Origin of the sequence: Orrella marina, from assembly GCF_003058465.1 — a bacterium.
GTDB classification, from domain to species: Bacteria; Pseudomonadota; Gammaproteobacteria; order Burkholderiales; family Burkholderiaceae_B; genus Algicoccus; species Algicoccus marinus.
This window is the reverse complement of sequence record NZ_CP028901.1, coordinates 2,984,049-2,996,477: the sequence shown is the minus strand read 5'-3', so window position 1 is coordinate 2,996,477 and position 12,429 is coordinate 2,984,049. Positions and strand designations below refer to the sequence as shown.

Annotated in this window: 13 protein-coding genes and 2 pseudogenes; 5 read left to right on the top strand and 10 right to left on the bottom strand. The window is 55.4% G+C overall.

The window, feature by feature from the left end; genetic code table 11:
* The first annotated feature begins 256 nt into the window (after positions 1-256).
* Positions 257-589 carry a hypothetical protein gene (locus DBV39_RS13640; protein ID WP_108621997.1) on the top strand — a complete coding sequence of 111 codons (333 nt, stop codon included), beginning with the start codon at positions 257-259 and terminating at the stop codon, positions 587-589.
* Between the two features lie 342 nt (positions 590-931).
* Here DBV39_RS13640 and DBV39_RS13635 read toward each other — a convergent pair.
* The 8 genes and pseudogenes from DBV39_RS13635 to DBV39_RS13600 form a co-directional block, all read right to left on the bottom strand.
* A pseudogene (locus DBV39_RS13635) lies at positions 932-1,049 on the bottom strand (IS630 family transposase); the annotation flags it as partial.
* Between the two features lie 28 nt (positions 1,050-1,077).
* Positions 1,078-2,556 carry an aldehyde dehydrogenase gene (locus DBV39_RS13630; RefSeq protein WP_108621996.1) on the bottom strand — a complete coding sequence of 493 codons (1,479 nt, stop codon included), beginning with the start codon at positions 2,554-2,556 and terminating at the stop codon, positions 1,078-1,080.
* A gap of 151 nt (positions 2,557-2,707) precedes the next feature.
* Positions 2,708-3,271: a cob(I)yrinic acid a,c-diamide adenosyltransferase gene (locus DBV39_RS13625; RefSeq protein ID WP_108621995.1), complete on the bottom strand. Its 564-nt coding sequence runs from the start codon at positions 3,269-3,271 to the stop codon at positions 2,708-2,710.
* A 66-nt stretch (positions 3,272-3,337) separates the two neighbouring features.
* Positions 3,338-4,669, bottom strand: coding sequence for an ATP-dependent protease ATPase subunit HslU (hslU, locus tag DBV39_RS13620; protein WP_108623283.1), 1,332 nt, complete (start codon positions 4,667-4,669; stop codon positions 3,338-3,340).
* A 22-nt stretch (positions 4,670-4,691) separates the two neighbouring features.
* Positions 4,692-5,225, bottom strand: coding sequence for an ATP-dependent protease subunit HslV (hslV, locus tag DBV39_RS13615; RefSeq protein WP_108621994.1), 534 nt, complete (start codon positions 5,223-5,225; stop codon positions 4,692-4,694).
* A gap of 71 nt (positions 5,226-5,296) precedes the next feature.
* Positions 5,297-5,761: an RNA polymerase-binding protein DksA gene (gene dksA / locus DBV39_RS13610; protein ID WP_108621993.1), complete on the bottom strand. Its 465-nt coding sequence runs from the start codon at positions 5,759-5,761 to the stop codon at positions 5,297-5,299.
* A 45-nt stretch (positions 5,762-5,806) separates the two neighbouring features.
* Positions 5,807-6,889, bottom strand: a complete 1,083-nt coding sequence (locus DBV39_RS13605) for a CobW family GTP-binding protein (protein WP_108621992.1) — start codon at positions 6,887-6,889, stop codon at positions 5,807-5,809.
* Positions 6,890-7,037: 148 nt separating this feature from the next.
* The gene (locus tag DBV39_RS13600) at positions 7,038-7,424 is read right to left on the bottom strand and encodes a Fur family transcriptional regulator (RefSeq protein WP_108621991.1); all 387 of its coding nucleotides are present in this window, start codon (positions 7,422-7,424) and stop codon (positions 7,038-7,040) included.
* A 182-nt stretch (positions 7,425-7,606) separates the two neighbouring features.
* Here DBV39_RS13600 and DBV39_RS20325 point away from each other — a divergent pair, with 182 nt between their 5' ends.
* From DBV39_RS20325 to DBV39_RS13580, 4 genes are read left to right on the top strand one after another with little or no spacing between them, the layout of a single operon-like run.
* Positions 7,607-7,732 carry a hypothetical protein gene (locus DBV39_RS20325; protein WP_265416006.1) on the top strand — a complete coding sequence of 42 codons (126 nt, stop codon included), beginning with the start codon at positions 7,607-7,609 and terminating at the stop codon, positions 7,730-7,732.
* 2 nt (positions 7,733-7,734) lie between these two features.
* Positions 7,735-8,625 carry a metal ABC transporter ATP-binding protein gene (locus tag DBV39_RS13590; protein WP_108621989.1) on the top strand — a complete coding sequence of 297 codons (891 nt, stop codon included), beginning with the start codon at positions 7,735-7,737 and terminating at the stop codon, positions 8,623-8,625.
* Positions 8,622-9,494 carry a metal ABC transporter permease gene (locus DBV39_RS13585; RefSeq protein ID WP_108621988.1) on the top strand — a complete coding sequence of 291 codons (873 nt, stop codon included), beginning with the start codon at positions 8,622-8,624 and terminating at the stop codon, positions 9,492-9,494. The genes DBV39_RS13590 and DBV39_RS13585 overlap by 4 nt, the downstream gene beginning before the upstream one ends.
* Before the next feature lies 1 nt (position 9,495).
* Positions 9,496-10,521 (top strand): metal ABC transporter solute-binding protein, Zn/Mn family, encoded by a 1,026-nt coding sequence (locus DBV39_RS13580; protein WP_227870632.1) that lies wholly within the window; start codon positions 9,496-9,498, stop codon positions 10,519-10,521.
* 31 nt (positions 10,522-10,552) lie between these two features.
* Here DBV39_RS13580 and DBV39_RS13575 read toward each other — a convergent pair whose 3' ends face one another.
* Entirely contained in the window at positions 10,553-11,590 is a 1,038-nt protein-coding gene (locus DBV39_RS13575) for a nickel/cobalt transporter (RefSeq protein ID WP_227870631.1), read from the bottom strand.
* Between the two features lie 19 nt (positions 11,591-11,609).
* Positions 11,610-12,206 (bottom strand): annotated as a pseudogene (locus DBV39_RS13570) (DUF1007 family protein).
* Positions 12,207-12,429 lie beyond the last annotated feature (223 nt).

The following is a 12,429-nucleotide window of genomic DNA, read 5'->3' as shown; positions in this document are numbered from 1 at the left end:
GGCAAGAGTGATCAGGAGAGGCAAACCTGGACTGTTGACTTACAGATGACGAATGGGATAGACGAAGAGCGCATTTTACTGGGATACGACCTGTGCAGCCATCACCAGAAATAGTGAACTGAGCAAGGTATACATCATTTACCTAGTTTCAGGGATACCGTGACCGCAATATGGTCCGTATGATCCGCCATCAACATGGCTGACTGACCCTTCGTCGCACCGTGTCAGAGTTGATTCATCCCATTCAGGAGTTTGTATGTCCAGGTTTCGTTCTCTCTTTACCGCGGCTGTGGTTGCTGCAACAGTTTTGCCCATGAGTGTGTCGTTTGCAGCTGACCGTCGCGTCGAGATTGTCAACCATACTGGTGTGACTATGTCCGCCTTTCACGCATCCCGTGCATCGACTTCTGATTGGGAAGAAAACATCATCAGGGGCCAGTCATTGCGCTCTGGCCAGTCCATCATCATTGACCTTGATGATGGTACAGGTGCCTGTAAATTTGACTTCAAGGGCACCTTCACCGATGGTGAGGAAGTGGTCAGCGAAAACAATGATGTCTGCACTCTCGAGCAGTTTGTATTTGAGTAAAGATTGAGTTCAGGATCTCACAGACCCCGTCGACGGCAGACGCTTGTCGATAGTCGTGATGGGCGGGCAGCAGATTTTCACTGGCCTTTTATGGCCGCAATGCTGTTGTCCCCCGCCCTCCCGATTCAGATCCGGCTAAATCCGTGAGTCGCAAGGAATTCAGTTATGTCCCGGGTTTGTAGTAGTCATTTGACTCATTGCTGGGTGCTGTCTGGCAGGATCAGTACTAGTATTCTGATTGATTAATTCAATTATTCAAAATCATCGACGTTTTCGCACGGTGACGCTTGGTCACGTGCCCTGACCAGGGCGAAGAGGCAATTGTGGCTGGATTCTGTCCTATGCTTGAATCTGCGTCTTATGTATTCTCGTCAATGGATAGCACCATCGCGGTGTCAGGTGGGTTCATGTAGAGCCCGACGATGTCAACGACTTTTCTGGCAAAGTCTGGGTCGCTGCTGATCGGGGCGGGCCGTTCAGTGAGATCTTCAGTACTTTCTGACAAACGGGTCTGGCATGTCCAGGTCGCTCGACATCCACACACTCTTGGTTTCCAGATATTCCTTGACGGCCTCAACTCCTCCTTCCCGGCCGATACCACTGTCCTTGTATCCACCAAACGGTGTGGTGTAACTGGTTGAGCGATAGTTGTTGATCCAGACCGTGCCAGCACGAAGGCGCTCTGACATAAGCATGGCGCGATGCAGGCTTTGCGTCCAGACCCCTGCCGCAAGACCGAATCGGATGTCGTTACCGATGCGCACTGCATCCTCTTCATCCTTGAACTTGATTACGGCAAGTACTGGTCCAAATACTTCTTCCTGCGCGATACGCATCTGGTTGTTGACGTCCACGAAGATGGTTGGCTCAACAAACTGCCCAGCACCGTACTCAGGGCCTTGTGGCGAGTTGCCGCCGGTCAGGCATCTGGCGCCTTCGTCTCTGGCGATCTGGATGTACTGCATGACCTTGTCGTACTGTGGACGCGTCGCAACCGGCCCAACCTGAACATCTGGCCGGGCAGGGTCGCCGAGTTTTGCGTTGGCCGTGATTGAACGGAGCTTCTCGACAAACTCGTCGTGAATGCTCTCCTGGACCAAGAGGCGAGATCCAGCCATACAGGTTTGTCCGCCAGCCGAGAAGATGCCGGTGATCACGCCGTTGGCTGCTCGATCCAGATTTGCATCATCAAAGATGATGTTGGGAGACTTGCCACCGAGTTCAAGGGAGATGCGCTTGAAGTGAGCCGCTGCCAGCACATTTACGCGACGTCCACCTTCATCACCGCCGGTAAAGGCAATGCGGGGCACCTTAGGGTGGGTGACTAGCGGTTCACCTACTTCGTTGCCAAATCCGGTTACTACATTGAACACGCCTGCCGGAAATCCTGCCTTCTCGAATAGTTTGGCAAAATGAAACATCGAAACAGATGTATGTTCCGACGGCTTGGCAATGATTGTATTGCCGGCGCACAAGGCGGGCGCAACCTTCCAGGCAGTCAGTAAAAGTGAGGAATTCCAGGGGGTGATCGTGGCCACCACGCCCATCGGTTCGTACTTGACGTAGTTAAACACCTTGGGCTTGTCCATTGGCACCACCAGCCCATGGATCTTGTCTGCCAGCCCAGCGTAGTAGTAGAAATACTTCGCCATGTAGCGAATCTGTCCGCCCACTTCGCTTCGCAGCTTGCCATTGTCTCGGCTTTCAGCTTCAGTGAGCTCGTCCGCATGCTCCTCGATCAGCGTGGCAAGCTTGAATAGCAGCTTGCCACGGTCGCTTGGCGACATTTGTCCCCAGGGGCCCTGCATCGCGGCGTCCGCGGCCACGACGGCGCGCTCCACATCCTCAGCACCAGCACGCGGGATCAATGCCCATGGATCACCGGAGAATGGGTCCAGAGACTCAAACCACTTGTCAGTTTGGGGGTTGATCCACTCGTTGTTGATGAATAACTGAAACTTTTCCATGCTGCAACCTTCCTGAATAACAAGACTTGTTGACGGAATTGTTATGTTTTTTAAATGACATGAGGCCTCAAGGGTAGCCACTATGCCTGCTGTCGCTTGAATGCCTGGCCCACGCATGACACACCCTGGTAATCAAGATGTAATCAGGGCACTAGCGCGCCCAGAGAATATCCTGATGGCGACGTATGCGGTTGATCGTTCGAGCCAGAATGAACAGAAGATCCGCCAGTCGGTTCAGGTATTGCTGCGCTGGTGGGTTGAGCATGTCGGTCGTTGAAACCAGTACCACACTGCGTTCGGCGCGTCTGCAGATGGCACGTGCGATGTGCGCCTGAGCTGCCAGCGTGTCGCCGCCAGGCAAGATAAACTCCTGGAGCGGAGGGAGTTGACTGTTCAGAGTATCAATTGCGTCATCGAGATGCTTGAGTTGCTCGATCCGCAGTTGCTGATGACCAGGAATCGCCAGTTCGCTTCCGAGATCGAAGAGCGCATGCTGGGCAGGCGAGATCACGTCGATCACAGACTGAAGCCCGGGTGATGCAGAAAGCGCTTCATGCAGTTTTGCGACCAGCAGGCCAAGGCTGCTGTTGAGTTCGTCGACGTCGCCCATGGCTGCGACACGTGCGTGAGTTTTAGGGACACGCGAGCCATCAGCCAGACCGGTGGTACCGTCGTCGCCAGTGCGCGTAGAAATTACGGTTAGCCGGTTGGCCATGGATCACGTCCTGATTCTGTTTGTGAACAATCTGTTTGTCAGGTCCTCAGGAGAATCGTTTGATCCTCAGAGAACGTACCGGGCCAGATCCTGACTGGCTGCTGTCTCGGCGAGCTTGTCGTTGACATACTGAGCATCAATGTCGACAGTGAGCTCGCCGTGACTCGCTGCGTCAAAGGAAAGCTCTTCAAGCAACTTTTCCATGACGGTATAGAGACGTCTTGCTCCGATATTCTCATTGCGCTCATTCACTTCGAATGCGATCTGAGCCAGGCGTTCGATTCCATCGTTCATGAAATTAAGATGTACATCTTCGGTGTCCAGTAGCGCCGTGTACTGCTTGGTCAGCGATGCATCGGTCTGACTAAGAATACGCACAAAATCTGCAGAGGTCAGCGACTCGAGTTCTACACGGATCGGAAAACGGCCCTGCAACTCAGGGATGAGATCCGATGGACGTGACAGATGAAATGCGCCCGATGCAATGAACAGAATGTGGTCGGTGCGAACCATCCCGTACTTGGTTGACACGGTGGTCCCTTCGACCAGAGGCAGCAGGTCGCGCTGGACGCCTTGACGCGACACATCAGCCGATCCAGTCTCCTGGCGGGCGGCAATCTTGTCGATTTCGTCAAGAAACACGATTCCGTTCTGCTCGACCTGTTTGACGGCGAGCGTACGGATGTTTTCTTCATTGACCCGCTTGGCGGCCTCTTCGTCAGTAGTCAGTCTGAACGCTTCCTTGACCGTCATCTTGCGGGTTTTCTTCTTTTCGCGAGACAGACCCGCAAACATCCCTTTGAGTTGTTCAGTCATCTCCTCCATGCCCGGAGGACCCATGATGTCCATCTGCGGCATGGGCGCATTGATCTCGATCTCGATTTCCATGTCGTCAAGCTTGCCTTCACGCAGTCGTTTGCGAAACGTCTGACGGGTGGCGTTTTCTTCACGCACAGGAGAGCCATCTGCTGCCCGTGGAGGGGCGATCAGGACATCCAGAACCCGGTCTTCAGCAGCTTCTTCAGCCTGCGTTCTGACCCTGCTCATCTCTTGTTCCCGGGTCTGCTTGACAGCGACTTCGACCAGGTCACGGATGATGGTGTCTACATCCCGTCCCACGTAGCCGACCTCCGTGAACTTGGTCGCCTCGATCTTGATGAAAGGAGCATTGGCGAGCCTGGCAAGCCTTCTGGCAATCTCGGTCTTTCCAACACCTGTTGGTCCGATCATGAGAATGTTCTTGGGATGAATCTCGCTTCTCAGGGGCTCGCTGACCTGCTGGCGTCGCCAGCGGTTTCGCAGCGCCACCGCAACGGAGCGCTTGGCTGCCTGTTGGCCAACGATATGTTTGTCAAGTTCGGAAACGATTTCCCGGGGTGTCATGGTGGTTGCAGACATGCGCACAGCCTCTTGCTTGGATTTATAGAACTTCAATGACGTGTTGCTGGTTCGTGTAGATACACAAGTCACCTGCAATGGTCAGCGATGCCTTGGCAATGTTTTCCGGGGGAAGTTCCGTATGCCGGAGCAGGGCGAGGGCCGCAGACTGGGCGTAGGCGCCACCGGACCCGATTGCAGCCAGGCCATTCTCAGGCTCGAGCACATCGCCTGTGCCTGTGAGGACTAGCGTGTGCTCTTTGTCGGCCACAATCAGCATGGCTTCAAGTCTGCGTAGCACTCGATCCGTGCGCCAGTCGCGCGATAGTTCGACTGCAGCACGCATCAGGTGGCCCTGGTGCTTCTCCAGTTTGCCTTCAAACCGCTCCTGCAGTGTGAAAGCATCGGAGGTCGCGCCGGCAAATCCGGCCAGGACCTTGTCATGGTAAAGCCTGCGAATTTTTCGGGCCGTTCCCTTGATCACGATGTTGCCAAGCGTGACCTGTCCATCCCCACCCATTGCGACCTGCTCGCCTCGGCGAACGCAGACAATGGTGGTTGCATGAAATTGTTCCATACGGTGTATTCAGTCCTCATCCCGGCAGCCACCAGGGCTGTACGGGAGCGTATTAACAGGCTGCTTGAGTTTTAGTCACCAAACATCTTCTGGCGCATTTCGCGCCGCTCCTGGGCTTCCAGGGAAAGAGTTGCGGTTGGACGTGCAAGCAGGCGGGGCAGGCCAATCGGCTCGCCAGTTTCCTCGCACCAGCCGTATTCACCCGAATCGATCCGGGTGATCGACTGCTGCACCTTCTTCAGAAGCTTGCGCTCACGATCACGTGTGCGCAGTTCAAGCGCGTGCTCTTCTTCGATCGTTGCGCGATCGGCAGGATCCGGCACAAACTGTGTTTCGCGCAAGTGCTCAGTAGTTTCACCCGCGTTGCTCAGGATCTCGGCTTCAAGCTTGCGGAGTCGCTCTTTGAAAAATGCCAGCTGAGCTGCGTTCATGTATTCCGATTCAGGCATCTTGAGCAGCTCCTCCTCGGTCAGGATGTGGGTCGAACCAGATGACATGGGTGTCTCGTTGGTATTGTTTGCTGCCTTCGTTGCCATGCAAGTACTCCGTTACAGTCAGTTGCCGATACAGCCGGCTGCCAGTTACTTAGCCAAACACTGCTCCAGGCCTTTCGTAAAAATGTCCTGGGGAAGTTTTCGACCGATAAAAACCATCTTGGTTGCTTTTTTCTCGCCTGGTGCCCAAGGTTTTCCAGGTTCGGCTCCCATCAGCATATGCACGCCTTGAAACAGCATGCGCCGGTCGATGCCTTTCATATAGAGGATGCCCTTATACCGCATCAGATCCGGGCCGTATACCTGAACCACACCACCCAGAAACTCTTCAAGTCGCATCGGATCGAACGGTTTGTTCGACTGGAACACGAACGCACCTATCTCGTCGCTATGCGCGTGATGATGGTGGTCATGCCCGTGATCGTGGTCATGGTGATGATGGTCATGCCCGTGATCGTGGTGCTCATGTATGGCGTCTGGATGGGTCTGTGCCAGAAACTGAGGATCAATATCAAGAATCGTGTTGAGATTAAAACCACTGATGTCGATGATCTTGCTGAGATCCGCTTCTCCGAAGTGAACCGCTTCGATATGCGCTCTCGGATTGATCCGGATAAGGCGATTGCGTAGCGCTTCGAACTCTTCGTCCGTCACCAGATCTTTTTTGGAGATCAGGATGCGGTCCGCAAATCCAACCTGTTTCTGGGCTTCTTCCTGGTTGTCCAGGGTCTGCATGCCGTGCTTGGCATCGACAAGCGTGATGACGCTGTCAAGTCTGAAGTATTCGGCGACCTCGTCATCCATGAAGAAGGTCTGGCAGACGGGACCAGGATTGGCCATGCCGGTGGTTTCAATGATGACGCGTTCGAAACTCAGTTCTCCCGCCTCGCGTCGCTTGCGAAGATCCACCAGCGTGCGCATCAGGTCGCCACGCACCGTGCAGCAGACGCAGCCATTCGAGAGCTCAATGATCTCTTCGTCATGGACCTCGACCAGCAGGTCGTTGTCAATGCTCTCAGGCCCGAATTCGTTCTCGATCACGGCAATTCGTTTGCCATGGTATTCGGTCAGGATGCGTTTGAGCAGCGTCGTCTTGCCGGCTCCTAGAAACCCTGTCAGGATTGTGGCGGGAACCATTTCTTCGAGCGGTCTGGGAGATGTTTGTGCCATAGTGAATCTTTAAAAGTTGACGCGGGATTACAGCACACGTCGTGCCGCTGGTAAACCCGCTCAGTGAGTTTTCTGCCTAAGCGATCATAAAACTGACCAGACCGGCACTATATGGGGGCGATCGGGCCTGATTTCAAGACCTTGCCGGTCAGTTACCTGCCGCGGGATGCTCCTGGCAGTCTGCGCACGTGCCATACAGTGTCAGTTCGTGGCTTTCGACCACAAACTCTGGCGGAGCAAGCAGCGCAATGTTACCCGGACATGCGTGAATGTCATAGACCCGCCCGCAATGCTGGCAACTGAAGTGATGGTGATGGCTGTGGGCAAACTCGAATCGAGGGTTTTCTCCGGGCAGTTCAACCACCTGAAGGTCCTCCTGGGCAACGAGTGCCTTGAGGGTTCGGTAGACAGTCGCCAGACCTAGGGAAGGGACCGTCAGCTTTGCCGCATCCATAACCTCGGTCGCCAGAAGTGGTCTGTCTGCATCAAGCAGTACCTGTCGGATAGCAGAGCGTTGCCGGGTTGATCGTTCCATGACCCTATCGTAACGGACGTTCCGGTCACATGATCGTTTCAATCAATCAAAAACGGGTCGATCCAGTCTTATTGATAATGAAATATCATTATAATTCACAAATCGACTTTTCCGCCATCCAGGAGTCGACTCTTAAATTGATTCCGAAGCCGGCCCGACCAATTCTGTCATCGAATATTTTCATGAAGCAGCGCATGAGCACCAGTCCGATGTTGTGGGGCGTCGCAAGACGTTTGCGTTTTGTGGCGGTCCTGCTCGTGCTGCTCTGGTTCGCGGTCTGGGCGGTTATTCCACCTGCTGGAGCGTAGTGATGAGTTGCGGCATCGAACTTGAAGATGTGACCTTGGCCTATCGTGGCCATCCGGCGGTTCATCACGTCAGTGGACGTTTCGATACCGGTTCTCTGACCGCCATTATCGGCCCGAACGGGGCCGGCAAATCAACTTTGCTGGGAGCAATGGCGGGGACGCGCAAGCTGACTCAAGGTTCGATCCGGTTTGTATCGACAAGCGACGGGCCCGGAGAAGATCTGGCCTATCTTGCCCAGTTGTCCGGCATCAATCATGACTTCCCTCTACGTGTGCTTGAGGTGGTGGCGATGGGAGCCTGGAACCGGATCGGATCATTTGGCGAGGTGACTGCCGAGCTTGAGATTCAGATTGATGCCGCACTGACCCAGGTCGGGCTGCAAGGATTTGAGGACCGGCTGGTCGATGAGTTGTCAGTGGGGCAGTTGCAGCGCGTGCTGTTTGCGCGTCTGATCGTTCAGGACGCACCGATGATTCTGCTCGACGAGCCTTTCAATGCCCTCGACGCGCAGACAACTCAAGACCTTCTCGGTGTCATCAATCACTGGCACAGGGACGGCAGGACTGTTATTGCAGTGCTTCACGACTTGCAGATGGTCCGAGACTTCTTTCCCAATACTCTGCTGCTTGCCAGAGAGCTGATCGCCTGGGGGCCAACACGCGAGGTACTCGTGCCAGCCTTGCTGCAGCGCGCACAAGGTAGTCGTCTGGCGTGGCAGGAAGCTGCCCCCTGGTGTCGGGAGCCACAGATTCCGCTGGATGCTGTGTCTGGGTCCACTCATGACCACCATCAGCACGACCATCATTCTCACCACTCGCATGGTGCGCAGCTGGTCGAAAGCGGTGAGGGCAACGGTGACGGCCAGCGAGTAACCAAGGTGATCGCGCCATGATGCAGGAGTTGTTCTGGATACCATTCGCAGAGTTTGGTTTCATGCAGCGTGCGTTGGTGGCCTGCCTTGCGCTCGGCCTGGTTAGTGGACCAATTGGTGTGCTGCTGGTCATGCGACGCATGAGCCTGGCTGGTGATGCAATCTCGCACTCCGTCTTGCCGGGTGCTGCGGTGGGATACCTGATTGCCGGTATGTCGTTTGCCGTGATGGGTGTCGCAGCTTTTATGACAGCAATGCTGGTGGCTTTGATGGCCAGCGGGGTTTCGAACCTGACATCACAGAGGGAGGACGCGAGCCTGGCAGCGTTCTACTTGATTGCACTTGCGCTGGGCGTTGCGATCATCTCGATGAATGGCAGTAACGTTGATCTCATGCACCTGTTGTTCGGGAGTGTCCTGGCAGTCGACCGAAGTGGCCTGATTCTGGTCGCTGGCGCGGTCTCTCTTGCGCTGGTTGTGCTGGCGTTGATCTGGCGCCCCCTGCTTGCGGGCAGTTTTGATCCGTTGTTTGTGGCCCAGCATGGCAAGGCTGGACGTCGCGCCACACAGTTGTTCATGTTTACGGTTGTTCTGACGTTTGTTGCATCATTTCAGACTCTGGGCACGCTGATGGCCGTCGGGCTCCTCATGTTGCCAGCAACTGCAGCGAGATTCTGGGTGCGTGATATTTCCCGCGCATGTGCACTGGCCAGTCTTATGGCCATGGCAAGCGGGGCAGTCGGTTTGCTCGTCTCCTATCACGCGAGTGTTCCTTCCGGACCAGCGATCGTGCTGACGGCCGGTTGCTTCTATCTGATTTCTCTGCTTGCAGGCACGCATGACAGTCTGCTGGCGCATTCTCTCAAAGTCACGCGACACAAGGAGTCCTAGCATGTTGACGTCTCACGTCATGCGTTCGTTTGCCGGCACAGTTGCTGCAGGTGTCCTGATTCGCAGAGTGGCACTGGCCACCAGTGTGGCCTTCGGGACGTTTCTGGGGGTTGTACCGCTCGGTGCACACGCGGCCGACACCAGACCGGATCCGCTGAAAGTCGTTGCCAGCTTTTCCATTCTTGCCGACATGGTTGAACAAGTAGGTGGATCGCAGGTGCAGGTGCACTCTCTGGTTGGGCGTGATGCTGATGCTCACGTGTTTAACCCGACACCTAAAGATACTCGCGAACTGGCTCAAGCAGATCTGGTTGTGATCAACGGTTTGGGGTTTGAGGGATGGCTCGAACGCCTGGTCAAGGCTTCCGGTTTCAAAGGTCCTGTCGTGGTCGCCTCGGAAGGCATTGAAGCCCTTGATGGTGAAGAGGATCACGATCGTGATCACCACGAGCATCACGGGCATCACAACGACCACGACAACCGGCATTTGCACGATCATGGCCCGATTGACCCTCATGCATGGCAGAGCTTGCGCAACGCTAAAGTCTACGTGGCGAACATTAGGGATGCGCTCATTGAGGCACGTCCGCAGGCGAGAGAAGAACTGACTGCCAGAGCTGCCAGTTACATAGTTGAGATTGAGGCGCTGGACCAGCAACTTACGGCTGCACTTGCCGTGATCCCTGAAAATAAGCGCAAGGCCCTGATCTCGCACGATGCATTTGGTTACCTCGCGCACGATTACGGTATCGAGTTTTTGCCAGTCCAGGGCTGGTCAACTGGCCGCGAAGCATCCGCGTCCGATGTTGCCAGCCTGATTAGACAGGTGCGAGACGGCAAGGTGCAGGCGTACTTTATAGAGAATATGTCCGATGCTCGCGTGCTACAGCGGATCGCCGATGAAACCGGAGCCCGTTCAGGTGGATCGCTCTATTCAGACGCGCTCTCGGCGAAGGGAACCGAAGCAGACACTTACCTGAAAATGTATCAGGTGAATGGTCGGCGCCTGATTGAAGCACTGCAATAAGGGCGATAGCATCAGGCGCGGATGCACACGACTAGCTTGATACGCCGTATCGCCAGGTGGCCAGCAAGAGCAGCAAGCCGAAGGTGAGAACCATGATCGAAGCGCCACCCTGGATCATCAGTCCAAGTATGCGGCCTGCCCGTTGATGGCGTGCACCTGTCGCAGTCTCAGTCAGCGCTCTCGCGCCGACTGAGCCCATCGCAAGCGTGGCAACTGTGATGCCAGTTCCCAGTCCCATTGCCAGGGCAGCACCAGCACCGGCCCAGAACATTTGTTGCGACAGGGCAAACACCAGCACTAGAATGGCACCCGAGCAAGGTCGAAGACCAATTGCGATGATGGCGGCGATCGCCTTGCTCAAGTTGAGCTGACCAGAAACCATTTCCGGCGCGGGCAAGTGGGTGTGACTGCAGCTTGAGCAATTACCTGCGTCGCCCAGGTTGTGCTCGTGATGATCGTGAGCATGGCGATGAAGCGCCGAGTCCCTCATCCTGGATACGATCGCGCTCCAGACAACCCGGACCACATGTTTGCAAACCAGCCAGATACCCAGTGCTGTAAGTAGTGCGTAGGCCCCGAGCTCGAGCCAGCCAGTGATCTGGGTCAGCATGGCGCCTGTCAGGTTGAGTACTCCCGCGGCAAGGCCAACCAGTCCGATCGCAACCAGTGCCTGCACTATCGACGCGATCATCGACAGGGTGGCTGCGTTGCGAAGTGTTTCCCGGTTTGCCAGGACATAGCCGGCGAGTACCGCTTTGCCGTGTCCAGGTCCGAGTGCGTGAAACACGCCGTAGGCGAATGAAAGTGTCAGCAATAGCCATGCATTCCATGGGTTCTCTTGCCATGCCCGGACTGCAGACGTGAGCTGTCGGTAGAAACGCGACTGCAGGTCTGAAATCTGGGCGGTGATCTGGTCAAGTCCAAACCATGACGTTGTGGAAACCGTTTGCTCTGCGATTGCGAACGGATGTTGGCTTTGAGCCATACCAGTCCCTGCCAGGGTGATCAGCAAGACGGTGAGCAAGGATGCGGCAAGCGCAGAGTACGAGAGCGATCGGTTCTGAAGCATTATGGTTCGGACGGATTGATCAGGAGGGGCTGCATGACAGCTCGATCCGGTGCTGTAGTGTGCGTGTGATGGCCAGCAGCTCTGGCGGAGGTTCCGTCTGGCTGGAAGGAATGGATGCGAGACGGCTGGCTGTCACGGGATCGAGTTGACGCGCAGGGATATACTCGGTCGTGCAGCCTTCCGGCAGTCTGGATGCCTGGGAGAGTTGCTCCCGATCGAACTCGTATGCAACAAAGAAGGTCGGATCAGCTACCCGCACCGAAATACTGCCTGCCCGGGGTTGCGCGGATGTTTGCAGCGGCAGATCAAAGGTCAGTGTCAGACGGCCTTGTGCTGCATTCCAGAGTGAGCCGACATTGTTTGCTGATAGCGTCGCAATGGTCTGGCCATTTTGTTCAATGTCGGTGAAATAGTGAGACATCGGGTCACCAAGAGCCTCAATCCAGTCGGCAGCGATGACATCCAGATCGCTTTGCCGGGGTTGACGCCGGGCATCAAGTGGCACCCCCTGAATGGCGTAGCTGGAGAACATGTCATCAAAGGTCTAGGTCTGACGCACACCAGTCAGCTGACCTTGATCGTTGACGATCATCTGGACATTCGCGTCAATCCACATGTGTGGGTGGGCCTGCGTCAGGGGGGTGAACAGGCTTATGCCTAGCAGCATCAACACGGGTGGCAATTTGTCGGAGAAAGTGAGTCGTTTCATGGCACCCTGGTGCAGGAGTGTTGGTGAGTGTTGCAGGCAGATGTCTCTGCACGGTCAAGGCAGCAGGACATCTTGAATCACAAAAGGTTTTTGCATCCATAGCAGACAGCACGGGCTGCTATCAGGCCTC

What these genes read in the sequence shown, in the direction of transcription:
- DBV39_RS13640 (WP_108621997.1), top strand. Translation starts at nt 257, where the DNA reads ATGTCCAGGTTTCGTTCTCTCTTTACCGCGGCTGTGGTTGCTGCAACA.
- DBV39_RS13630 (WP_108621996.1), bottom strand. Translation starts at nt 2,556, where the DNA reads ATGGAAAAGTTTCAGTTATTCATCAACAACGAGTGGATCAACCCCCAA.
- DBV39_RS13625 (WP_108621995.1), bottom strand. Translation starts at nt 3,271, where the DNA reads ATGGCCAACCGGCTAACCGTAATTTCTACGCGCACTGGCGACGACGGT.
- hslU (WP_108623283.1), bottom strand. Translation starts at nt 4,669, where the DNA reads ATGTCTGCAACCACCATGACACCCCGGGAAATCGTTTCCGAACTTGAC.
- hslV (WP_108621994.1), bottom strand. Translation starts at nt 5,225, where the DNA reads ATGGAACAATTTCATGCAACCACCATTGTCTGCGTTCGCCGAGGCGAG.
- dksA (WP_108621993.1), bottom strand. Translation starts at nt 5,761, where the DNA reads ATGGCAACGAAGGCAGCAAACAATACCAACGAGACACCCATGTCATCT.
- DBV39_RS13605 (WP_108621992.1), bottom strand. Translation starts at nt 6,889, where the DNA reads ATGGCACAAACATCTCCCAGACCGCTCGAAGAAATGGTTCCCGCCACA.
- DBV39_RS13600 (WP_108621991.1), bottom strand. Translation starts at nt 7,424, where the DNA reads ATGGAACGATCAACCCGGCAACGCTCTGCTATCCGACAGGTACTGCTT.
- DBV39_RS20325 (WP_265416006.1), top strand. Translation starts at nt 7,607, where the DNA reads ATGAAGCAGCGCATGAGCACCAGTCCGATGTTGTGGGGCGTCGCAAGA.
- DBV39_RS13590 (WP_108621989.1), top strand. Translation starts at nt 7,735, where the DNA reads ATGAGTTGCGGCATCGAACTTGAAGATGTGACCTTGGCCTATCGTGGC.
- DBV39_RS13585 (WP_108621988.1), top strand. Translation starts at nt 8,622, where the DNA reads ATGATGCAGGAGTTGTTCTGGATACCATTCGCAGAGTTTGGTTTCATG.
- DBV39_RS13580 (WP_227870632.1), top strand. Translation starts at nt 9,496, where the DNA reads ATGTTGACGTCTCACGTCATGCGTTCGTTTGCCGGCACAGTTGCTGCA.
- DBV39_RS13575 (WP_227870631.1), bottom strand. Translation starts at nt 11,590, where the DNA reads ATGCTTCAGAACCGATCGCTCTCGTACTCTGCGCTTGCCGCATCCTTG.